We start from the raw sequence: 22,969 nt of genomic DNA on the forward strand, positions 1-22,969 counted from the left end.
TTAACGCATTTTATCGATGTTAAACAATCAGGTAAACGTAATGGATGAACATTATTTCGGGCTAACCGACGTGGGGCGCGTTCGTACTAACAACGAAGATACCTTTATGGCTCAGCCTGTTCAGGATGGCCGCTATATACTGGCTGCCGCTATTGATGGGGTAGGCGGCTACAATGGCGGCGAAATTGCCGCCGAAATTGCACGGGAGCAGCTGGAAAACCAATTTTTATCCGCCCATACCGAACCGTTGCAGGCACTGGTAAACGCCTTTGGGCAGGGCAATGCACAAATATACGCGCGTAAACAACAGGAGCGTGATTTAGACAGTATGGCCTGCGTGGCCACGGCGGCGTTAGTGGATATTGAGAATAACCAGTTTTATTATGTCCATGTAGGCGATACGCGGCTATACCTGTTCCGGGACCATTCGCTGATAAAAATTACCAATGATCAATCGTTTGTTGGTTTCCTGGAAGATTCCGGCCGGTTGAGTGAAGCTGCAGCTATGCAACATCCCAAACGCAATGAGATCAATAAGGCGCTGGGCTTTGGTAATTCACTTACCAGCGAAAAGGATTACATAGAAACCGGACATTCGCCGTTCCTGCCTGGCGATTTATTGCTGCTTTGCAGCGACGGCCTTACCGATATGGTGGACAGGCAGCAGATAACTGCCGTATTATTAAGTGATGCCGGCCTTGCACAAAAAGCGCAGCAGTTAATTGAAGCCGCCAACCGCAATGGCGGGCGCGATAATGTAACCGTAGTGTTAGTGCATAATTACAAGCAGCCGCAGCAGCATATTGCCACTAAGCCGGTAAACACAGAAATACAGCAACCGGCAGTTTTAAATAAAGTTGTGCCGCAAACGCAGGAAATGCCGCCTGAAAGCAATCCAGCGCCTGAGCCCATTTACAAGAGTAACTATAAGATTGTTATACTGCTCTCCTTGTTATGCCTGGCGTTTTTAGCTGCCGCTGCATGGTTTTACTGGCAGGCGCATCAGCAAAAGCCGCTGGCAGCAGTTCCGGCAACCATACCTGCAGCAGCACAGCAACAGCAGCAAAGTACTCAGCTGTTAAAATTACAGGATACCATTAATAAACTCAAAGGGAACACCCTGCAGTTAACAGGCGAAAGCTTTGCTGTGCCATTAATACTTAACGATACGTTAAAAATAAACAAAGATACTTTGTACATAAAGGGCAGACTTATATTTAAAGCGGGTACAGGTTATACCGGGCCGGCTATTGCGCTGGGCCCGGCATGTAGAAAAGTGGTATTAAACGGCGTTAGCTTTGATGGTTTCCGCACAGGTATTGCCTCTATAAATGATGCCCTGCAGTTGCAGCAGGTGCGTTTTGTAAACTGTACTTACCCGGTGCAGGTGGCTTACGTCATTAATTCGGCTGTACCTGTATCCATACGGGTTCCCATGCTGCGTTACCAAACCGATACTTCAACCGTTACCAAACCTGTGCCGCCACATGGAGCCCGCTAAAACCGTTAATCCCGGCAGGGGGAAAGAACGCCTGTTTCTGTTATTGATTGCCTTGCTGCTGGGCAGCCTGTTCGTAAAATTACACATTGTTTTGCAGCAGCGTTTTGCCGATGTGCCCAAACGTTTGCAGGAAGGAACCATGGTGAACCTGAATGCTGCCGACCCGGCAGGGCATTTAAAAACCTTGCTGCAAAAAGGTTATTATTTTGACGATAAACGCGACATCAGCCTGATTGAAGCTACCGTAGCTGCTAAAATAAATACCGGCCAAAAGATTGATAATATTGGCGAACTGAACAAACGCCGCTATGAGGTAAATGCCGGTGAGGCTTTTGTAAAGGGGGGCGATTCTTTTAAAAAGCGGGTGCTGGCTTCACGTTCTCTGTTAGGGTATACCGGGACGGATTCTGTGCGGTTTCAGCAGGAACAGCAGGGGCCGCCGCAATTGCCTGCCAATGCTGATGCAGCTGCCGGTAAATACAGTATTGCCGGTAAAATTACGCACGAAGAAGCACCTGTTAGCGGTGTGCTGGTGCGCCTGGAAATGATATTGCCGCAAGACAGCCTGTATACAGATGACCCGGAAAGCGAGCTAAAGGTAACCTACCACAACACTGCTGCCTTTAAGCGTACTTATGTGCCCGACAGCAGCGGCCGCCCCCATCTGCAAGCTTTTATCGGGCTTGCCCGCACAGATGCTGAAGGTCAGTTTAACTTTAGCCATTTGCCCGATGGTAAGGCGTACAAGGTATTGCCGCTGCAACCCGGTTATCAATTCGGCGCCTCGCAAGGTACAGAGCAGTTGGACGAGGATGCAGAGCTGACTTTTTACCAATCGCCGCATACGATACGCCTGCTTTCCACCCGCGATTTTAATATTCTGAAGAAAGAGAAATCGCTGATTGTGCGTACGCCCGAAGAATTTAACAAAGGTTTCTGGCTGATTGCCGGTTGCTTTTTTGCCGGTTTTTTTGTTGTGCATCTGCTGCTGTCCGCAAAGTTTAAAACTGCCGACCAGTTGATACTGCCGGTACTTATGCTGCTTACCGGCCTATCTTTTCTCACATTATTAAGCCTGCAAGATCCCCTGCGCGACCGCTTTCTGGCCCGTGATTCGCTGATGTACCTGGGTATCGGCTTGCTGGGTATGTGCATAATGCTGTTTATCAGCCTGCGGCGTTTTACGCCCGATTCGCGGTTTTACCGTTTACTGCTGTTTACCCAAAGCCGCACCGCAGCCAACGGCTGGCCCTGGGTGGTTATTGCAGCAGGTTTATTAGTGCTGACCATTGTTTTTGGCACCGGTCCTGAGGGTAGCGGCGTAAAGGTGAACTTGCTGGGCTTTCAGCCGAGCGAAATTGTTAAATACCTCATCATTCTTTTCCTGGCCGGTTTCTTCGCAGCCAACGAGCGCCTGATCAGCGAGTACACCAGTTATAACAAACGCTGGTCTTTTTTCGGTTTTGCACTGATAGCTATTGTATTTACCCTGTTGCTGTTCCTATTACTGGGTGATTTGGGGCCAGCTATGGTGGTCTGTTTTACCTTCATTGTGCTGTTCTCTTTTTCACGGGGCGATTTTATGTTTATGGTTGCTGCGGTAGTTATCTACATAATCGCTTCGTGGGTATTAAAGAATGTTTGGCTATCCGCACTGGCAACGGCGGTAGTAGTAGGCCTGCTGATGCTTTTTCAGCGCCGCCAGTTAAGCGAATCGGCTGTGGCAGCGCTGATTATCATGGCGGCCTTTGTCACCATCGACCAGATTCCTTACCTCGATAAAGCATTCCCCGGCCCGGTGCAGCGGTTAACCGACCGCAAGGCCATTTGGCAGAATGCCTGGAATAATGAAGTATACGGCGGCGACCAGGTGGCCAATGGCTTATGGGCCATGTCAAGCGGTGGCGTATCCGGCCAGGGCATCGGGCAGGGCTTCGCCAAAACCATTCCCGAAGCGCACACCGATATGATACTGCCCTCCATGGGCGAGGATTTCGGCTGGACGGGTATTGTCTGCATTTTTCTCTTATTCCTGTTATACCTCAACCGCAGTATCATTATAGGGCGCGGTACGGGTACGCCATTTTTATTCTATTTATGTGCCGGTGTAGGCGTGTCTACCTTCGTGCAGTTTCTATTGATCGCAGGCGGTTCAACAGGGGCGCTGCCGCTATCAGGGGTATCTTTGCCGTTCCAAAGTTATGGCGGCTCTTCTCTGGTGGCCAACCTGCTGGCTTCCGGCTTTCTGCTGTCGGCCTCTATGGTAAAGGGTACACCGGTGCAGATGAGTTATCTCACCAAACAGCAGGACCGTAACCTGGTGCCGGCCTTGCTGGCCGCCTGTGTCGGCATCGCGCTGCTTACAGTAAACGTATCGCGTTACCTGTTCAACAATAAGAAATGGGTGGTGCAGCCCGCTTTGGTGGCTGACCGCAGCGGGGCGCGGATGTTCAGCTACAATCCCCGCATTGCCATCTTGATGAACCGCTTGCAGGCCGGTACTTTGTATGACCGCGAGGGCCTAATATTAGCGACGAGTAAACCCGAACTGGTTCGGCAGCAGTTGAGCAAACTCAAAAACGCCGGCGTACCGGCTTATGATCTGGATTCGGCGCAACACAAGCGGCTTGATCGTTACTATCCGTTCGAGGAACAGGCCTTCTTCTGGACGGGCGATGCCAATACCGGTGTGTTCAACGGCAGCACCAACGGCTATTTTGGCGAGTATGAGCACGTGGCCGATTTGCGGGGCTTCAAAATGCCCACCACCAATTACGACGTTACGGCTAACCGCTTTAAGGAAAACCGCTTCCTGCCTCGCGGCGTACACGAAATGACGGTGGTAAAAAAGGATTATAGCGCCATTGCCTCATTGCTGCTGTCTGGCATCAATAGTGCGCAGGTTGATTCTTTCCGAAGGCGTAACCGTGATGTGCGGTTATCGGTAGATGCCGGGTTACAAACGCAGATACAAAATTCCATTGCGGCAGATACGGCCTTGCAGGATAACCGGGTATCGGTAGTGGTGATGGAATCGCAAACCGGCGATGTGCTGGCTTCCTCGGTGTACCCGCTGCCGCCCGTGCACAACTGGGAGCAACTGACCATGACCACCGCCGAACAGAACACGCTGGCCGGCTGGATGACCACGGCCGACTTAGGTTTTACCTATGCTACCCAGCCGGGCTCAACCGCCAAACTGGTAACGGCCCTGGCCGCTTTTAATAAGTTGGGTATAGCGGCAGCCGACCAGAAATATAATGTAAGCGTGGCCGAGCGTATACGTACCAAAGGCCTAGAGCCGGATGAAACAGGACTGATTACCATGGAGCGTGCAGTAGCTAAATCCAACAACGTCTACTTTATTAAACTGGCTAACCAGCAGCATTTGCAGGAGGACATGGCTACCGTTTACCTGAAAACCGGCATGTTTCTGCACGGGGTAGGCGGCTATTATTTTGGCCGGGAAAGTTTAAGCGAAGCGCAGGAAGATAAATGGCGAACCTTATGGCGCAAAACCGAGTTCAACACCCGGCCGCGTTATAACCCGGATAACATTCGTAAAACACGCGCCAAAGGTATATCCGGCATGGCCTGGGGGCAGGGGGCGTTAATTGCCACACCTGCTGCCGTGGCGCGGGTGGCTGCCGGTATTGCCAACAATGGTGTACTGGTGCCTAACCGCTATGTGTTGAAGATAAGTGATTCGGCAGTGGCGGTAAAACCCGGCATTAAACTGGCTAACGACGCACAATACGCCGCACTGATGCGCAAATATATGATTGAGCAGAGCGCCGCCAAAACCTATACTTTAGGCATCGCCGTAGCCGGCAAAACGGGCACGCCTGAACGTATATGGAAAGGGCGTGAGATCAACGATGGCTGGTATGTGTTCTTTGCTCCCAAACCGGATGGAAAAGGCAATCTGGTGGTATGCGTGCGCATAGAGCAGACCAAAGGCTCATCTGATGCCGTGAAACTGGCAGGCCAGCACGTGATTCCGTTTTTGCTGAAAAAGGGGTATATTAAGAGTATTAATGGCGAGGCGGCTAAGACAGTTGTGGAGTAAAGGCATAACAGTTATAGCATTGATTTTGCCGCTATTTTATGGCAATAAACAGCAATAAAGTGTTCATAAACGGCTGTAAACGGCTGTAAACGGCTATAAAAAGCGAGTTTTGGATTGTATTTTGAGCCTTGGTATAGTGATACATTCAGCGTTCACGGTGTTCACGTTCACGATGGTGTGAACACCTGTGAACACCGTGAACGCTGACACAAATTTGTCATCAGGTGCCGCCTTTAACTGATAACAGCCGGAAATTCTGCGTTACTTTTTGCGTTAGCGATTGCAGCGGAAAACCCACAGCGAGGTACGAGCGAGGATTTGCAGCGGAAAGCGCGGGCCGCGAGGCAACGCCCTGAAAACCGGTGATTGAATGACAGAAGCGTTGAATGATAGAATAACAAAAAAAGTACAATGAAGTATTTAATCATATTGCTACATCAACTTCTCTTCATCACTAATACTGCTCATTTTAAAAAAACATAATAAAATATCTTGCGTAACTTAACAACCGGTTTAAATTAGCACCATGTTTGATTTTTTTAAGGGCAAAGCCAGCGAACGGCCCGATGATATTAAGGGCATACGCCATGCTTTGCTGCGTTTTGTAAAAGATGAACTGCAAAAGGCGGAAGGCGGCGAGGGCAGTTATATTAAAGGATTGCTGCTGTTCATCACTGCGCCCGATGAGGACAAGCATTTATACGAGGCTGCCGTTTATGCAGAAGAGCCGGACCGGTTTAAGGAAGAGATACAAAAGATAGCAGATGATTATGCTTTGGGCTTGCCCGATAGCTGGACACTGGAAATTGATGCTGAGAACGATTGCCCGCCCGAAGCGGTAAAGGCCCCTCACCTGGATGCGGCCTTGTTTATAAAAACCAATAAGCATTTCATACAGCATACGGCTACGGCCTACATTCGTGTGCTGAACGGGGAGGCCGTTCAGCAGGAGTATACCTTAACTTCGGGTATTAAAAAAGTAAACATCGGCCGCGACAAAAAGGCGCAGGCTGCCGACGGCTTTTTTCGTACCAACCAGATTGCTTTTCCGTCTGAGGCTGCTCATCCTGCCAATAAATACATCAGCAGGCAACATGCGCATGTGGAGTGGAACAACGAGGCGGCCTGCTTTGTGCTGTATGCCGATGAGGGCGGTGTACCGCCCCGCAACAAAATTAAAATACGCCCGGCCGGCGGAGACGAGCCTGTAAAGCTGCACTCGGCGGAAATCGGGCATCACTTAGCTGAAGGCGATCAGATCATTCTGGGCGAATCCGCCGTAATCGAATTCAGCTATCATTCGGAGCCGGTATAGATGGCTAAAGTATTTACCATAGTTGAAGGATTGGAAAACCTGGGCGCCATGAAAACCGGCGGCCAGGGATCAGTATATAAGGGGCGGCGCAAAGCTGATATTTATACCGCAGTGAAGCTGCTGCCTACGCCCATTTTTAATGAAAGCACAGAGGATAAAAACTACCGCAGCTTTTTAAACGAGGTAGAAAAGCTGTACAAGGTAAATGAACAGGCTTCGCCTTATGTGGTAAAGATACTGTCATCAGGTTTAACCGAGAGCGGCTCTTTTCCCTATATTGAGATGGAGTACATTGAGGGGCCTGATTTGTACGATTTACTGCAAACCCCGCACCCGCCGGTGTTTCCGGTTCGGGAAGTGATCAAGGTAGCCGACCAGCTGGCCTCGGCGCTGGCGCATTGCCACCGGATAGGCGTGCAGCACGGCGACATTAAAAGCAACAATGTGCGCTACAACACCCGCAGCGGCAATTATGTGCTGCTGGATTTCGGGCTGGCGCTGATGAGCGAGGAGCAGCGCCGCACCAGCCTGCGCCATGCCGGGGCTATTGAGTTTATGGCACCCGAGCAAAACCAGGGCACCATGCTGCCGCAGACCGATATTTACAGCTACGGCGTAGTGCTGTACGAACTGCTGGCCGGGCGGGTGCCCTTCGTGATGGACACTTACAGTGAAACCTCGCGCAACCAGGTGATGATCTCGCACTTAGAAGCCCCGGTGCCCGATCTGCTGCCTTTCCGGCAAGAGCGGCTGCCTGCTGAATGGAGCGCAGAGCAGCAGGAGCGTGAAATGGCCGTACCCGCCTGGCTGTTAAGCGTGGTGAACCGATGCCTGAGCAAAGACCCGGGCGACCGCTTTGCCGATGGCGTAGCCCTGCAGGAAGTTGTAGGGCTGGGCAGCCTTGCAGCCGCGGCGCCGGTAATGCAGGCCCCGGTAAAGGATACCGTTCAGCCTGATGATATCGCCTCTGCCGCAGGGGTGCCGGTGCTGCAAAGCGAGAATGAACGTTTGCAGGAACTGGTAAACCAATACCAGCAGCAACACCAGCTGCAGGATAAGCAGATAGGTGATTTAAAGTTGATGCTGGTAAGGGCAGGGGGTACCTTTAACGCAGCAAGAGGCAATTTTGAATTAAAGAGTTCCATACTGCACCTGAAACGTTACGTAGTGGTATTGCTCGCCATTGGCATAACTGCGGCTTTTGCTCTTGCTATTCGCTATGCCCGCCACAGAGGGCAGCTCAATACGGCCCCGGCCCCGGTATCCTATAACGTTTCGTATACAACGGCGTTGCATTCGGCCTTACCTGGTATCAAGCCCTTTATTGACCCAGCTGTACAGGCCGCGGCTAAAAAAGCAGCCGCGGCGCGTGCTGCGAAAAGGCGTTATTCGCCTCCGGTACAACAACGACCCAAAAAAAGGCGGCGGCATAGTATCTTTGATATTTTCTTTTAATGCTATCGTCAATACATAACCATACCTGCTCATTTCTTAATAGTTGAATAATCCTCTCAAAACCTGTACACTTGCAATTGCATACCATTCAATAAGCTCCTATGAAAAGAAGATCTTTTATACAATGTACTGCTACTTTAAGTGCAGGGTTACTTGTGCCTGATTTTAAAGCGTTAGCATTAAGCAACACCGCTTACCCAGAAGTAAGGAAAGCGGCAGGTCAGCGGCGTTTTGCCAGTCCGGCAGTGGAACGGGCTATTGCCGAGTTTCAAAAGAACATCAATAACCCCGAACTGGGCTGGCTGTTCAACAACTGCTTTCCGAACACGTTGGATACTACCGTTACCTATACGCAGCAAAACGGCAAGCCCGATACGTATGTGATTACCGGCGATATAGATGCCATGTGGCTGCGCGACAGCAGTGCGCAGGTATGGCCCTATCTGAGTTTAATAAAAGCGGATCCACAGTTACAGCACCTGGTAGCCGGTGTGGTACGCCGGCAAACCGCCTGCATACTGCGCGACCCGTATGCCAACGCCTTTTATAACAGCCCTACCCAGGTAGGCGAATGGAAAAACGACCTGACCAAGATGAAGCCCGGCCTGCACGAGCGTAAATGGGAGATCGACTCGCTTTGTTACCCCATCCGCCTGGCTTACCGCTACTGGAAGGATACCGGCGATATTGCCCCCTTTGATGCCAGCTGGAAGCAGGGTATTGCGCTAACGCTGCAAACCTTTAAGGAGCAGCAGCGCAAGGATGGCGACGGGCCGTACTCGTTTCAGCGCAATACTGCCTGGGCTACCGATGGGGTGCCGATGGCAGGTTATGGTTACCCCGTAAAACCGGTAGGGCTTATCTGCTCCACCTTTCGCCCCAGTGATGATGCCACCATCTATTCTTTCCTCATCCCTTCCAACTTTTTTGCGGTGGTAAGCTTACGGCAGGCGGCAGAGATGGTGCAGCAAATCAGTAAAGACAGCACTTTAAGCAGCCAGCTTACCGCATTGGCCGATGAGGTAAAACAGGCACTGGACACCCATGCTACCGTTAGCCACCCGCAGTATGGTAAGGTGTATGCTTACGAGGTAAATGGCTTTGGCAGCTATAACCTGATGGATGATGCCAACGTACCCAGCTTGCTGGGGTTGCCTTACCTGGATGCCGTACCGGTTACTGATGCGGTATATCAAAATACCCGTAAGCTGTTGCTTTCAACCGGGAACCCGTTCTTCTTTAAGGGTACGGCAGGCGAAGGTATTGGCGGGCCGCACGTAGGTAAGGATATGATATGGCCTATCAGCATCATCATCAGGGCGCTTACCAGCGTGGATGATGCCGAAATACATAACTGTATAAAGATGCTGCAGGCTACGCATGGCGGCACCGGCTTTATGCACGAATCATTTAATAAGAACGATGCCACCAAGTTTACCCGCGCCTGGTTTGCCTGGGCCAATACGCTGTTTGGCGAATTGCTCTGGAAAACCTACCGTCAAAGTCCCCGCCTGCTGGTATAAGCAATTGCGGCAATCATCAGCTAAATGGGTTGCCGCAATCATTACCTTATGCCAACAACTCAACCCTCTAATTATTGGTAACTTTGTGTATGGATAAAGCAGAAATTCCGCGCTTTGGCTTAGATACCTTTACACAAAACAGCTTTAAGGAACCGTTTTTAAATGTTGAGCATTATCCGCCGGATGCTAATTATTTTGTAATCAGAAACAGGGATGAATATCCGGTTAAAGACTACATTTCGCCTAACAGGAGACAGTTCTATAAAATATTCCATATTACTTCGGGTACAGGTGTGCTTACGGTGGGCTTGCACCGGTATTTGATGAGTGCAGGTGATATTGCCTTTCTGCATCCGGACGAGATCATGTCGTGGCAGGTAACTTCTAAAGCTACCGGCGGTCACTTTTGCCTTGTTCACCCTCATTATTTTAATGATGCGGCACACCTGCTGCAGCTATTCAGAAATTATCCTTACTTCAAGGCATCAAAAGCGGTAATTCAGTTAGATGAAGCGCAGTCGGCCAGAACCGACCAGTTTTTCAGGCTGATGCTGCAGGAAGATGCAAGCGATAATCACGACCGGAAACATGCCATATTACTGCACCTGCAGATGATACTGCTGGAAGCCAGGCGGGCAGGCAGAAATTTAGCTGATGTGGAAGTGCCTGAAAATTATCGTTATATATATGGGTTTTTAAATTTGCTGGAGGCGGCTTTTCAGGTACAAGGCCCTGCCGGTATGGTAAAGACGAGAACGGCAGCAGAGTTTGCCGGCCAGCTGCACCTGCATCCCAATTACCTGAACGCATTGGTAAAGCAGCAAACCGGCAAAACCCTGCGGGAGCACATACAAGAGCGGCTGCTTTATGAAGCAAAAACCTTGCTTATACAAACCGACTGGGATATAAAGGCGATAAGCCACGCTTTAGGATTTGCTGAACAGGCTGCTTTTACTTCGTTCTTCAGCAAAAAGGAGCAGATGACACCCTCATTGTTCAGGGAAACTGCTGCCATTGCACTTCATATTTGAAACTCACAATAATACCTGTGGTTTAAATAAACGCCGGTTGAGCTACAGTTGGTTCCTTTGCATTATCAAATTTAAATGTAATGGAAAATCAAAGCAAAACATGGTTCGTCACCGGCTGCTCCCAGGGTATAGGGCTGGTTTTAGTGAAAAGTTTACTTGCCGAAGGCTGCAATGTAGCGGCAACCGCCCGTAGTTTGGAGGCGCTTAAAAGTGCAGTAAATACTGATTCTTCGCAGTTTTTGCCCTTACAGGTTGATATTACAAGTGAGGCAAGTATTGCCGAAGCGGTAAAATCAGCTATAACGCATTTTAAAACCATTGATGTACTGGTGAATAACGCCGGTTTTGGCTTAATCGGCGGTATTGAGGAAGCATCGGCCAAAGAGGTACAGGAGAGTTTTGACATTAACGTTTTTGGCCTGCTGAATGTAACCCGGGCTATATTGCCGCACATGCGTGCGGCATCATCCGGCCATATCTTTAACCTATCTTCGGTGTTCGGCCTTATTGCCGGTGCAGGCTGGGGCATTTACTGCGCAACAAAATTTGCGGTAGAGGGCCTGTCTGAAGCATTAGCACAGGAAGTGCAGCCTTTTGGCATTAAAACAACCATCATAGAACCCGGTTATGTACGCACCAATTTCTTAAGCAGCGGCTCCGTAGTTACGCCCCGGCACCCTGTACCGGCCTATACCGCTGTTGCCGAAGAAAAACGCAAGCATAAAGAAGACGTACCCGGTACACAAATCGGCGATCCTCAAAAAATTGCCGAAGTTATCATTAAAACTGCCCGGTTAAGTGAGGCGCCCTTGCGGTTGCTGCTGGGTTCTGATGCACTGCAATTTGCCAACTACAAAATTCAAATGCTGCAAAGCGGTATTGAAGCCAACAAGGAAACAACGTTGTCTACCGACTATAAATAGTCCGCGAGTTTTTATAAAAGCAGCAGCGCAATAGTTTCAGGCAAGCTGTAACCAGCAATCAATCTGTAAAAAGAATTCATCAAAGTGCAGATTCGTTGCTGGTTATTATAGCTATAATCATTAGTTGTACACGCACAAGACACCGTTAATAGCCCCATGCCGGCACTGGTTGATCCTTTGTTATGGGTGCCAACTGGTTCTCCCGCTCATCCTGAAATTTTTTGAGATCCAGGTTCGGGCAACGCTAAACAAAAAAGCCATGCATTATACATGGCTCACTTACATAGGAATGTTAACAGGGGATTAGCGTATCTGCTGGAAAAGCTCCACGTTGGCTTGTGGTGTAATTCGTACCAATACTTCGCTGTTGTTCTTTTTCAGGTCGGCAAAGTAAGCTACCTGATCGGCATCACCGCTCATATTTTCAGGGGCTTGCAATAAAATTACCTTATTTAAGGTATAGCCTTTGTAGTTTTTTTCAATTTGCTTCATGGCTTTCGCAGGAAGAGTTTTGAAATCTAAATTATATATAAGGCCTAAAAACTCGCCATTGTAATTGTAAAAGGCGCTTGCCGGTTCACCGTTAAATACAAAGTCAACTTGCTGCAGGTATTTGTTTTTGCTCCATTTTACTTCGGTAGCACCGGTAAAATCGTTGGCAAACTGGCGTGTAGTTACATCATTTGCTTCAACCGCATTATCAGCAATTTTGTTGATGCCAGCGGCTTTTACGTTGAAAGAGAATAGTGCGACGATTAAACCAATCAATACTAAATTTTTCATTTTTCTTTTGTTAAAGTATGTCAGCAAAGTTGGCCATATGTTATTAAAATGAAAAATTTATTGAAATTATTATATAATATTTATTAAATATCATGAATTAATTTAATAAAATTAAAATTAGTTGTTTTTGGTAGTGTATAATTTACAATATGCTAATAATTCGGTCTGTAGCTTAGTGTATAAAATACAATAAGATATGATCCGGCATAATAAAAAGGTAGCCTTATCTGCTTGTTTTAGCAGCATAATGGTAGTGGGCAGGGTAGTAATAAGTACCTTATTGTAATGCGAATATCATTTGGGCATACTGTGCCGCACAAATTATTTTATCAACTGTATTGATATGAGTCAAATTTTTTAAGCTCTTATGGAAAAATCAACTCAGCCGGTATGGTTTATCACCGGATGCTCTACGGGCTTTGGCCGCGAACTTGCCAGGATGGTACTAAGCCGGGGATGGAATGCCGTAATTACAGCCCGCGACACTGATAAAGTTGCGGATTTGGCTGAGGGTTATGATCAGGCAGCACTGGTATTGGCACTTGATGTAACCAGTGAGCGGCAGGTGGCTTCAGCGGTTAAGCAAGCGCAGGAAAAGTTCGGTAAAATTGATGTACTGGTTAATAACGCCGGTTACGGATACTTTACAGCCATTGAGGAAGGAGAGGAAGATAAGATCAGGGCGCAATTTGAAACTAACTTTTTTGGGTTGGTGAAAATGATTAAGCAGGTACTGCCCGGAATGCGCAGGCAGCGCAGCGGTTACATCATCAATTTCTCTTCCATCGGCGGATTGGTTGGCTTTCCGTCAACAGGGTATTACCATGCCACTAAGTTTGCTGTGGAGGGTTTGTCAGAATCGCTGTCAAAAGAAGTGGAGCCGCTGGGCATCAAGGTACTGCTGGTTGAGCCGGGATCTTTCCGTACCGATATGGCCGGCCGCTCTGCCAGCCGCACAGAAGTGCAGGCTGACGATTATAAGGAGGTGGTAGGCAAACGGATGCAGGCGAGCCTGGAAGGCAGCGGCAGGCAGAAAGGCGATCCGGTGCGTGGCTGCGAAGCCATTATTAAGGCTGTAGAAAGCAGGCAGCCGCAACTGCGCCTTGTTTTAGGAAAAATGGCCTATGATATGGCAGTGCAGAAAGCAGATGAACTGAAAGAAAATTTTACAACCTTAAAAGAACTGTCGCTGAGTGCCGACTATCCGGATACGGAACAATAGAGGTTTCGCTAACCCTGCAAGCCAGGTTTACAAACGGTAAGGATTTGACAGGTACAGCCTGCGATTGGCTGTCGCAGGCTTTATATATTGCCGATGTGTTTGCTGTTACTCGCCGTTAAATGACAGTGGACATAAAGTGTGCTGATAAGCCACCTGCTTCAGGTGGGCAAGATCGAGGCCTAGTATGGTTTTCAAGGCTTCGGGATGGCCGGCCATGTATTGATAGAACTGCCTGCTCATGATTACCTCACCCGGATGGATAGCATCCAGCATATAATCATCGGTTAAGCCAAGCTGGCCGGGCGTAGCAAAAGGAATAACCTGATAACGGCGGCGCTGCAATTCAGCTTGCAATTGCAGATACGCAGAGAACACGCGTGTATAGCTAACGTTATGCCTGGTATATTGGTAAAAATCATCGGCTATGGGCGGAAAGTAGATAATGAGCTGAATGTTCATGGCTCTGAGCGCTTCAAAGCAGTGCATAAGTGATTTGATTTTCTCATTGTCAACCTGAAGCGGGTGTGCAAAAACAAAGGTTGAGTTTTTAAGGTGCTGCTTGTAATCATAATCCATGTAGTGGCGCTTTGCTAAATAAGTATCAATCTGCACACGGTTATTCAGGCTGCCATCCCTGCGGTACCCGTTTCTCTGCATAGCGGGTGCACCAAAACCCGGTCCGTTAAACCGAACATTCGGATAAGTATTGAAAGTAAACTGCATGGCCTCCTGTACCGCTTTTACATGCAGGTTAGGATGTTTGATTTCGTCAAGAACCGGGTTGGTGATGTTGTTCCTGAAATCATAGAAGCCGAGATGCTGAATCCATGAGGGGTCAAGCGTAAAGATAATAAGCCTGGGCTTGTGCAGCGCATTTGTGTGCAGCAGGTCTATATATGATTCAAAGTCTTGCAGATTGTTTACCATAAAGCCTGCATTGTAAAAGCGGTTTTCATAAGGATAAAAGAGCAGACTGCGGAATTGCAGCGATATGGAAACCCCCAATGCTAAGATGTCGGGCTTCTTAATTTCTACCATCTTCCTTTTATACAAGGCGGTAGGCGTATTAAAGCATTTTCTGAAGAAGTAGAGTTCCTGCTTGCTGCCGGCCTGCTGCTGTACTACGGTATTTAAAGGAACGGTTTCTTTATACTTATACAACAGCACCTCACCCAACAGCAGGTAGATGATAGCCGGACTGCTGTAAATCAATAATTTAGTCAGAAACTTCTTCATCCGCTAAAATTTAAAATAGATAAATCCGGCCATCCCGAAAAAGCCATAATATAATATGACCAGCATCAGGCTCAACTGAAGGGCCACCCTAACCGGCGGGTAAAAGCTGCGGATATCAAACAGTTGTTTTTTATCCTGCTGTATCCACTCAAAGGCAAAAAATGCGGTTAATATTAATATCCAGTTGATGGTTTCCTGATCAGGTACTGAAAATGAATGCAGACCAAACATGCGCTGGTAATATACTATAGCTACCTTCATATCAGGTGCCCTGAAAAGCACAATGGTAAGCGCGACTATCAGAAAGTTTACTGCAATGGATATTTTCGAAAATAAAACGTTTTCTTTTAAAAATGTAATCACTTCTTTTAAGGCTGTAATTCTTTTAGAAAGAATGTTAGGTATAAAGTAAAGGCCATGCAATACACCAAAAACAATAAACGTGGAGTTGGCGCCATGCCAAAAGCCAATCAGCACAAAGAGCAGTACTGTGCAGTAAATACGCCATAGAATGCTGGATTTGTTTTTACGAACCAGCGGGATGAACACATAATCTCTAAACCAAGTGGTTAGCGAAATATGCCAGCGGGACCAGCTTTCGGGTATGGAACGCGCAAAAAAAGGCGTTTTAAAATTTGTGGTCAGCTGAAATCCTAATAGTTTACCCGTTCCAATGGCAATATCCGAGTACCCTGAAAAATCTGCATACAATTGTATCGCAAAAAATATGGTACCCTTTAGCAGTTCGCCGCTGCCGGCGTGCTGGTAGTTGCTGAAGACTTGCTCAACAAACACAGCAAGATGATCGGCAATCACTACTTTTTTGAAAATACCATAAGTAATTTGCCTTGCCCCATCCACTGCCTGCTCATAATTAAATACCCTTTTGCTGGCCAGTTGCGGAATCAACTGCGATGCCCGTTCAATAGGGCCGGCCAGCAATTGCGGAAAAAAGCTGGTAAAACCTAAAAACACTACGTAATCAGTAGTGGGCTGAATTTTCCCCTTGTAAATATCCAGCGAATAGCTGAGGGTTTGAAACGTAAAGAAGCTAAGCCCAACAGGTAATATAATGTTTAAGGTATGCAGGCTGTTGTTTACACCAGCACTAAGCAGGCCAGTGTGCAGGGAGTCGATAAAAAAGTTAAGGTACTTACAGATAAATAAAGTACCAATGTTAAGCGTGATGCTTAGGGCCAACAGCTGCTTACGCTGCGGTTGCCGGGCTTTATGCATGGCAATGCCGATAAAATAATCGAATGTGGCAAAAGAGAAAAGCAGCAGCAGAAAGCGGTAATCCCACCAGCCATAAAATACATAATTGGCAACCAGAATAAACAGGTTTTGAACTTTTAATTTCGACTGAAGCGCCCAATAAATAGTAAAGGTTGCAACAAGGAAACCGGCGTAGCTGAGGGTAATAAAGTTCATTCTGATGGTGTGCAGGCAGCTTTACAATACTTTAGAATTAAGCCGTGCAAATTAGAGATTTTAAGAATACAATTAAGCATGAGTAACTGTTTTGTTTCCTTATGGGTAACCAGTTTACTTAATAGGCATATAATGTGTTTACATCTGCTGAAATTGATTAAGCGGAAAACAGTAAGTATCGGTATATAAATCCTGACTGTCGATCGCAACACCGGATGTCTGTAATCAGCCAGAACAGCATAAAGGACTATAAATTTTTTAATTCAAAAAAACGGGTTCCCGTAACATTAAAAAAATTTATACGTTTACTTTGGCATCCTTACACACAACCTGTTTTTGCCCTTGCATATCACTATTCTAAAATGAATAATGTTAAGATTTTTTACCTGCTGATATTAAGCCTGTGCGGGTTTTGTTTTAACAGTTGTACAACCTTGTCTTCTCAACCAGTCCCGCCGCTGGCCAAACATGGTGTGCTCGATTTACGAACCAGTACCCTTGCCTCAGAAATAAATTTAGATGGCGAATGGCTGTTTTACTGGCACCGGCTGCTTGCAAAGCCAGGCAATGCCGGTCAAGGGCAACTGGTTAATTTCCCATTCGTCTGGACGGGCCGTACCATCAATGGCAGGCGTTTATCGTCGTACGGATATGCTACCTATCAGGTTACTGTATTGTTGCCCCGTAGCCACGGCCTGTTGCGCCTGGCCATGCCTGATGGCTACTCGGCTTACCGTTTATACCTGAACGGAAAGATGGTAGCCGGTAATGGCGTGGTAAGTAGTAATGCAGTGCATTTTATGCCTTACTGGCAGTATCAGGCGGTTGATATTCCGGCCCGGGCGGATACGCTGCAGCTCAACCTGCAGATTGCCAATTTTGCGCACAGCAAAGGCGGTATCAGGGAGCCGCTCGTCATCGGGCCTAAAGCTGTGGTGGGGCTTCACCGTACGCAGGCTACAGGGATTGATCTGCTGCTTACCGGGTGCCTTTTTATGGGCGGGCTGTTCTTTTTAGGGTTGTACCTTTTGGGTTACCGTGATAAGGCCATCCTGCTGTTTGCCTTATACTCAATGGTGTACAGCTATCGTATTTGCGGTACTAATAATTATGCCCTGCACGATATTTTGCCGCATCTTAACTGGTATATCACCGTAAGGTTGGAGTATATAAGCCTGTTTTTGGGTATAGGCCTGTTTGGGTTATATACCATGTACCTGTACCCCAAGGATGTGCATAAAGCTGTGGTGTACACCATTACGTCAATATGTGTGCTGTTTTCGCTTATCAGCCTGCTGCTGCCGCCTGTATGGTTTACGCAATTAATCAATCCCTTTCTGGTAATTACCGTATTTTGCATTGTTTATGTGCCTTATATCTACATTAAGGCTTACCGCAGGCAGCGGCCGGGCGCTGTTTACTCTCTTTGCAGTTCGGCCGTGCTGATGACGCTGTTTACCATTACCTTGCTGCACTACTGGGTGCTTATCCCGCCATTGCAGGGGCTGAGCTTTGCAGGCTATGTTACTTTCTTCTTTCTGCAGTCGCTGGTGCTGTCGCACCGGGTATCTTTTATTCTTAACCAGGCCCGTGTGCAGGCTGAACAGGGTTTGGTTGCCAAAAGCGAGTTTTTAAGTAACATGAGCCATGAGATACGCACGCCGCTGAACGCAGTGATCGGCATGACCAATGTGCTGCTTAGGAGTACCCCGCGCGAAGATCAGGTGGAGCAGCTGGATGTGATGCTGTTTTCGGCAAACAACCTGCTGGCCATTGTAAATGATGTACTGGACTATAACAAGATTGAGGCCGGAAAAATCACCTTCGAGCATATTGAAATGAGCGTATCTACCATTGTGAAAAATGTGGTGAGCGGTATGCGCAGTTCGGCTCATGATAAGGGTATTGTTTTGGAAACTGATATTGATGAAGCAATGCCGGCCCGTGTAACGGGCGACCCCACGCGGCTATCGCAGGTGATTAACAACCTGGTGCATAACGCCATTAAGTTTACGGCAAGCGGCAGGGTGCAGGTATCGGTAAAAGTAAAAGAGCAGGCGGCAGCTACAGTAACGCTGTTGTTCAGTATTAAAGATACGGGCATTGGTATACCGGAGGAAAAGCAAAAACTCATCTTTGAACGGTTTACCCAGGCCGATTCTTCTATATCACGCGGCTTTGGCGGTACAGGTTTAGGGCTGGCCATTAGTCAGCGTATTTTGCAGTTGCAGCAGTCGCGCCTACAGGTAAGCAGCAAGGAAGGCGAGGGCGCTGATTTTTATTTTACGCAAACTTTTGAAAAAAGCACACCGGCTGCGCCGCAACCGGCGGTGCCGGAAACGCCCGTTGAAAAATACCAGCCGCTCACCGGCATTACTATTTTACTGGTAGAAGATAACCTGATGAACGTACTGGTGGCACAAACATACCTGAAGCGTTGGGGAGCTGTAGTAGACGTAGCCGAAAACGGCGAAGTAGCGCTCCGCAAGATAGACCCCGGCCGGCAGCAACTGGTACTGATGGATTTGAGTATGCCGGTGATGGATGGTTATGAGGCTACCCGCCGCATAAGGGAAGCCGGTATTACACTTCCTGTTATTGCGCTTACTGCCAATTTACCCGATGAGGTGGCCGGGCGGGCCAGAGAAGCCGGCATAAACGATGTGCTGGTTAAGCCTTTCATGCCCGATGAGCTTCATCGCAAAATATTGCATTTTATTGCACTGCATGGCGCCTGATTGCAGCAAAACACGCATTTAACCAATTATTATTTACCAGTATAAGCCAGCTTACTAAGTACATACAGGCCCGGCCGGTGCTTTAAGTTTCAGGTTGTACCAATTAAACTTTATACTTGCTGTTAAAAAGTTAAATGATATGATAAGATTGCTGAGCCTGCTGGTACTATTGGCAGTTAGCCGCTGCATAGGTGTACCCCCTCATGGCGCTTCAAAAAATACAGGTAACGCCAAACCCCAAAGAATAGTTACCGGTGCAGACCAGCTCCCGGCTTACCTGCCTTATCTGCGTGGCAAACGCGTAGGTATGGTGGTAAATCCAACTTCTGTTATTGGCAAAAAGGCGAGTATAGACAGCCTGCAATCGCTTGGTATCCGCATCAAAACCGTTTTCGGCCCCGAGCATGGCTTCCGGGGCAATGCCAGTAACGGGGCGGTGGTAAAGGATGATACAGATGCACAAACCGGTATACCCGTTATATCCCTTTACGGCAGTAAAAGGAAGCCATCCAAAGCGGATATGGATAGCCTCGATGTAATGGTTTTTGACCTTCAGGATGTGGGTTGCCGCTTTTATACCCACATTAATACACTGGCCGATGTAATGGAAGCCTGTGCCGAAAATAATAAGGAACTGATCATCTTGGACCGCCCCAACCCTAATGCTTATGTGGACGGCCCGGTGCTGGATATGCGTTTTAAATCGGGTATCGGCCGCTTCCCGGTACCAGTTACGCATGGCATGACCATTGGTGAATTTGCACGCATGATTAATGGCCAGCACTGGCTGCCTAACGGCTTGCAGTGTAAGATAAAGGTTATCCAGGTACTTAATTATACCCATAATATGTACTACGAGCTGCCCGTAAATCCATCCCCCAACTTGAATACCCAGGCTTCGGTAATGCTGTATCCTTCTTTGTGCCTGTTCGAAGGTACCATCATCAGCCAGGGGCGCGGCACCTACATGCCGTTTACGGTATTAGGGGCGCCTGCCTTGAAAGGAAAATACGATTTCAACTTTACGCCGGTAAGCATCAAGGGGATGTCTGAAGCGCCGCTGCACCAGGATAGGGCCTGTTACGGGCTTGATTTACGCAACTACAATGTAAAGGCCCTGCATGCTGCCGGGCGTGTCAATCTAAAATGGATGATAGAATTATATAACGCCTATCCCGACAAGGGAAAGTTTTTTGATTACACCCAAAGCACAGCTATGGGGCGTATTGAAAGACTGATAGGCAACGATGTATTTACCAAACAACTTGCCGGTGGCCTGAGCGAGGAAGCCATCAGGAAAACATGGGAGCCGGGCCTGAGCCAGTACAAAAAGATGCGGCTTAAATATCTGCTATACAAGTAGCCGGTTACACGGCTATTACGGCAAACGGATAGTAACTGCCGGAACGACAGGCCAGGCAGGTAATTTTTTAGTTTATCAGAAACCCATACATTTGATCTGTTTGTTATTGCAGTTCTTTCTAAAGCCGTTGCAATACACAATGCCGTAAGCTATTTATATGAAAGTACCTGTTTTACAAGTAAATACAAGCTCATCGCCACTTGCAGCAAAACCTCATTTTGAAATTTTGGATGGAATGCGGGGTATAGCAGCATTGGCTGTTGTGGTATTTCACTTTATGGAGGTAGCTATTACTGACTCCAGCAAGAATTTTATAGGCCACGGTTTTCTGGCTGTTGATTTCTTTTTCTGCCTTTCCGGGTTTGTTATTGCCTACGCCTATGATAACCGTCTTGGGCAGATGCGGCTGTCCGGTTTCTTTAAGGCACGGCTGATACGCCTGCATCCGTTAATTGTGCTGGGCGCAGTGCTGGGCCTTATCGCCTTTTTGTTCGATCCTTTTGGCGGCCATCCGGAAGTGTACAGCGCCGGCAGGGTTGCCCTCCTCTGGCTTTGCACCGTGCTGCTTATTCCCTTCCCGGTAATGCCAGACCGCGCCTTTAATCTTTTCGGGTTAAATGCTCCTGCATGGTCGTTATTCTGGGAGTATATAGCTAATATAGTGTATGCATTGCTGTTGTACCGTTTAGGCCGGCGCTGGCTTGCTTTATTGCTGCTGCCTGCCGCAGCGGGAATATGCGTTGTAACTTACCGTTCGGGCTCCATAGTGGGCGGCTGGGGCGGCTCTACATTTTGGGATGGTGGCGTACGTGTTGCCTACTCATTTATTGCCGGTATGCTGGTTTACAGGTACAAGCTGATTATTCATACAAAACTCAATTTTACGGCATTAGCCGTAATGCTGTGCATGGCTTTTCTGATGCCGTTCTCAACCTGGAACTGGCTGACTGAGCCTTTGGTGGTCATCATCTACTTTCCATTGCTGGTAGCTTTAGGAGCAGGCGCTTCGGTTGGTGCAAGGGCTGAAAAGATTTGCAACTTATCCGGTAATCTTTCTTATCCGCTTTATATGACGCATTACGCCGTAATCTGGATGTTCGCAAACTATTACAGCAGTTATAAGCCAGGCAACGGTCAGCTGACTATCATTGTGATTTCAGGCGTAGTGTTATTAACTGTGTTTGCTTACCTGGTGATGATTATTTATGATGTTCCGGTACGCCGGTATTTAAACCTGCAAAGTAGAGCCAAGCGAAGTATATCATAAATTATTAACGGTTAAAATGTACTTTTTTCCTTTTCATCCATAAACAAGCCCCGGTAACGGAAAGCACACCTGGCAGCAGGCCCAGCAAAACATAAAGGCATTTCAATGCCGTACCGCCATAGCCGCCAATGTGTAGCTGGTAAACCTCGCGGTCAAACCGTTTTGAAAATGGTAGCTGGTCGGCAATGGTAATCGCCTTCAATCTTCCGGTTTTGGCATCATAAGCAAAGCTACTGGCTTTACCCCGTAGCAGCGCAAATGTGGTGGAGGGCATCTGGCCTTTTACTAAAACGTCCTGCCCCTGCACTGCCGGAATATCCACCGCAATCGGCCTGAAGCCTTTTACGGTGCGCACAGAATGGCTTACCAGGCTGTTGATATTTACCGGCACCAGATAGTTCTTGTGCGGTTTGTTAAGCTTCCATGCGGATGACGCAAAGCTTTCTCTGTTCATCCAAAAGCCGGTAAAGAACAAGGCACCCGTAAACAGCATCGACCACACCCCGATGATCCGGTGCAGCGATGATAGGGTTGTCCTGCCGTTTTTAAAGTTCAGCCCGGCCTTAAAACGCAGCGCATCCCAAAAATGCTTTCGGTAAATAATGATGCCTGTCAACAGGGAAAACAGCATCAATAAACCAACAAAGGCCGTAAAAGCCTTTCCCGGTGTGCCGGCCTGCAGGCTATAATGAAATGAATACAGCCATCGGAAGAAAGACGGTGAAATATCACTGTAGTTCCCTTCCTTAATAATGGTTCCGGTATAGGGGTTTACTGCAATGTAATACAGATGATTTTCTGTAAGCTGCTGCTGGTTTTTATAAACCATAAACTCATAGCTGTCATACCGGTCGGCAGGAAAATCATGGAGCACGATCTTTTTCAGGTTGGGATGTGTACATACAATCATCCGGTAAATCTCATCTGCTGTTACCTGGTGGCGGCCTGGCTTAAGCTGGTGGACTTCCGGGTTGAAGCAGCGGTCCAGTTCATGCCGGAACATCAGCATACTGCCGGTGAGGCCAAACAGCAGGAAGAAGAATCCTGCCGTAAGGCCCAGCCAGCCATGCAGCCGAAAGGCAAGTTTGGTAAAGTTGCGTTTTAACCTCATT

15 protein-coding genes are annotated in these 22,969 nt (G+C 47.9%); 11 read left to right on the plus strand and 4 right to left on the minus strand.

Going from position 1 to position 22,969, the window contains the following annotated elements; translation table 11 throughout:
• The first annotated feature begins 16 nt into the window (after positions 1 to 16).
• The 7 genes from ACY652_RS12730 (at position 17) to ACY652_RS12760 (ending at position 11,817) form a co-directional block, all read left to right on the plus strand.
• Complete coding sequence (locus tag ACY652_RS12730) at positions 17 to 1,501, plus strand: PP2C family protein-serine/threonine phosphatase (RefSeq protein WP_462264754.1); 1,485 nt, start codon at positions 17 to 19, stop codon at positions 1,499 to 1,501.
• The gene (locus tag ACY652_RS12735; protein ID WP_462264755.1) at positions 1,488 to 5,570 is read left to right on the plus strand and encodes an FtsW/RodA/SpoVE family cell cycle protein; all 4,083 of its coding nucleotides are present in this window, start codon (positions 1,488 to 1,490) and stop codon (positions 5,568 to 5,570) included. Before ACY652_RS12730 ends, ACY652_RS12735 begins: the two co-directional genes overlap by 14 nt.
• Before the next feature lie 526 nt (positions 5,571 to 6,096).
• On the plus strand, positions 6,097 to 6,885 hold the full coding sequence (locus ACY652_RS12740; protein ID WP_462264756.1) for an FHA domain-containing protein: 789 nt from the start codon (positions 6,097 to 6,099) through the stop codon (positions 6,883 to 6,885).
• Complete coding sequence (locus ACY652_RS12745) at positions 6,886 to 8,340, plus strand: serine/threonine-protein kinase (RefSeq protein ID WP_462264757.1); 1,455 nt, start codon at positions 6,886 to 6,888, stop codon at positions 8,338 to 8,340.
• Positions 8,341 to 8,441: 101 nt separating this feature from the next.
• Positions 8,442 to 9,863 (plus strand): glycoside hydrolase family 125 protein, encoded by a 1,422-nt coding sequence (locus tag ACY652_RS12750; RefSeq protein WP_462264758.1) that lies wholly within the window; start codon positions 8,442 to 8,444, stop codon positions 9,861 to 9,863.
• An 89-nt stretch (positions 9,864 to 9,952) separates the two neighbouring features.
• Positions 9,953 to 10,894, plus strand: coding sequence for a helix-turn-helix domain-containing protein (locus tag ACY652_RS12755; protein WP_462264759.1), 942 nt, complete (start codon positions 9,953 to 9,955; stop codon positions 10,892 to 10,894).
• Between the two features lie 80 nt (positions 10,895 to 10,974).
• On the plus strand, positions 10,975 to 11,817 hold the full coding sequence (locus ACY652_RS12760) for an SDR family oxidoreductase (RefSeq protein WP_462264760.1): 843 nt from the start codon (positions 10,975 to 10,977) through the stop codon (positions 11,815 to 11,817).
• A 303-nt stretch (positions 11,818 to 12,120) separates the two neighbouring features.
• Here ACY652_RS12760 and ACY652_RS12765 read toward each other — a convergent pair whose 3' ends face one another.
• Positions 12,121 to 12,600 (minus strand): hypothetical protein, encoded by a 480-nt coding sequence (locus ACY652_RS12765; protein WP_462264761.1) that lies wholly within the window; start codon positions 12,598 to 12,600, stop codon positions 12,121 to 12,123.
• 367 nt (positions 12,601 to 12,967) lie between these two features.
• Between ACY652_RS12765 and ACY652_RS12770 the strand changes: the two genes are divergently transcribed.
• On the plus strand, positions 12,968 to 13,822 hold the full coding sequence (locus ACY652_RS12770) for an oxidoreductase (protein WP_462264762.1): 855 nt from the start codon (positions 12,968 to 12,970) through the stop codon (positions 13,820 to 13,822).
• Between the two features lie 105 nt (positions 13,823 to 13,927).
• On the opposite strand, the gene ACY652_RS12775 is transcribed toward ACY652_RS12770, so the two are convergent.
• Complete coding sequence (locus ACY652_RS12775) at positions 13,928 to 15,058, minus strand: hypothetical protein (protein ID WP_462264763.1); 1,131 nt, start codon at positions 15,056 to 15,058, stop codon at positions 13,928 to 13,930.
• A gap of 3 nt (positions 15,059 to 15,061) precedes the next feature.
• The gene (locus ACY652_RS12780; protein ID WP_462264764.1) at positions 15,062 to 16,489 is read right to left on the minus strand and encodes an MBOAT family O-acyltransferase; all 1,428 of its coding nucleotides are present in this window, start codon (positions 16,487 to 16,489) and stop codon (positions 15,062 to 15,064) included.
• A gap of 434 nt (positions 16,490 to 16,923) precedes the next feature.
• On the opposite strand from ACY652_RS12780, the gene ACY652_RS12785 reads away from it, so the two are divergent.
• From ACY652_RS12785 to ACY652_RS12795, 3 genes are all read left to right on the plus strand, one after another.
• On the plus strand, positions 16,924 to 19,227 hold the full coding sequence (locus ACY652_RS12785; RefSeq protein ID WP_462264765.1) for an ATP-binding protein: 2,304 nt from the start codon (positions 16,924 to 16,926) through the stop codon (positions 19,225 to 19,227).
• 139 nt (positions 19,228 to 19,366) lie between these two features.
• Complete coding sequence (locus ACY652_RS12790; RefSeq protein ID WP_462264766.1) at positions 19,367 to 20,590, plus strand: exo-beta-N-acetylmuramidase NamZ family protein; 1,224 nt, start codon at positions 19,367 to 19,369, stop codon at positions 20,588 to 20,590.
• A gap of 157 nt (positions 20,591 to 20,747) precedes the next feature.
• Positions 20,748 to 21,857, plus strand: a complete 1,110-nt coding sequence (locus ACY652_RS12795) for an acyltransferase family protein (protein ID WP_462264767.1) — start codon at positions 20,748 to 20,750, stop codon at positions 21,855 to 21,857.
• A 4-nt stretch (positions 21,858 to 21,861) separates the two neighbouring features.
• Here ACY652_RS12795 and ACY652_RS12800 read toward each other — a convergent pair whose 3' ends face one another.
• On the minus strand, positions 21,862 to 22,968 hold the full coding sequence (locus ACY652_RS12800) for a PepSY-associated TM helix domain-containing protein (RefSeq protein WP_462264768.1): 1,107 nt from the start codon (positions 22,966 to 22,968) through the stop codon (positions 21,862 to 21,864).
• Position 22,969: the final 1 nt, after the last annotated feature.

This window comes from Mucilaginibacter sp. (genome assembly GCF_965200995.1).
GTDB lineage: Bacteria > Bacteroidota > Bacteroidia > Sphingobacteriales > Sphingobacteriaceae > Mucilaginibacter.

Excerpts from the sequence above, each read along its gene's own strand:
- ACY652_RS12780 (WP_462264764.1), bottom strand. The coding sequence starts at position 16,489 with ATGAACTTTATTACCCTCAGCTACGCCGGTTTCCTTGTTGCAACCTTT.
- ACY652_RS12770 (WP_462264762.1), top strand. The coding sequence starts at position 12,968 with ATGGAAAAATCAACTCAGCCGGTATGGTTTATCACCGGATGCTCTACG.
- ACY652_RS12795 (WP_462264767.1), top strand. The coding sequence starts at position 20,748 with ATGAAAGTACCTGTTTTACAAGTAAATACAAGCTCATCGCCACTTGCA.
- ACY652_RS12750 (WP_462264758.1), top strand. The coding sequence starts at position 8,442 with ATGAAAAGAAGATCTTTTATACAATGTACTGCTACTTTAAGTGCAGGG.
- ACY652_RS12755 (WP_462264759.1), top strand. The coding sequence starts at position 9,953 with ATGGATAAAGCAGAAATTCCGCGCTTTGGCTTAGATACCTTTACACAA.
- ACY652_RS12790 (WP_462264766.1), top strand. The coding sequence starts at position 19,367 with ATGATAAGATTGCTGAGCCTGCTGGTACTATTGGCAGTTAGCCGCTGC.
- ACY652_RS12735 (WP_462264755.1), top strand. The coding sequence starts at position 1,488 with ATGGAGCCCGCTAAAACCGTTAATCCCGGCAGGGGGAAAGAACGCCTG.
- ACY652_RS12800 (WP_462264768.1), bottom strand. The coding sequence starts at position 22,968 with ATGAGGTTAAAACGCAACTTTACCAAACTTGCCTTTCGGCTGCATGGC.
- ACY652_RS12760 (WP_462264760.1), top strand. The coding sequence starts at position 10,975 with ATGGAAAATCAAAGCAAAACATGGTTCGTCACCGGCTGCTCCCAGGGT.
- ACY652_RS12765 (WP_462264761.1), bottom strand. The coding sequence starts at position 12,600 with ATGAAAAATTTAGTATTGATTGGTTTAATCGTCGCACTATTCTCTTTC.
- ACY652_RS12745 (WP_462264757.1), top strand. The coding sequence starts at position 6,886 with ATGGCTAAAGTATTTACCATAGTTGAAGGATTGGAAAACCTGGGCGCC.
- ACY652_RS12740 (WP_462264756.1), top strand. The coding sequence starts at position 6,097 with ATGTTTGATTTTTTTAAGGGCAAAGCCAGCGAACGGCCCGATGATATT.
- ACY652_RS12775 (WP_462264763.1), bottom strand. The coding sequence starts at position 15,058 with ATGAAGAAGTTTCTGACTAAATTATTGATTTACAGCAGTCCGGCTATC.
- ACY652_RS12730 (WP_462264754.1), top strand. The coding sequence starts at position 17 with ATGTTAAACAATCAGGTAAACGTAATGGATGAACATTATTTCGGGCTA.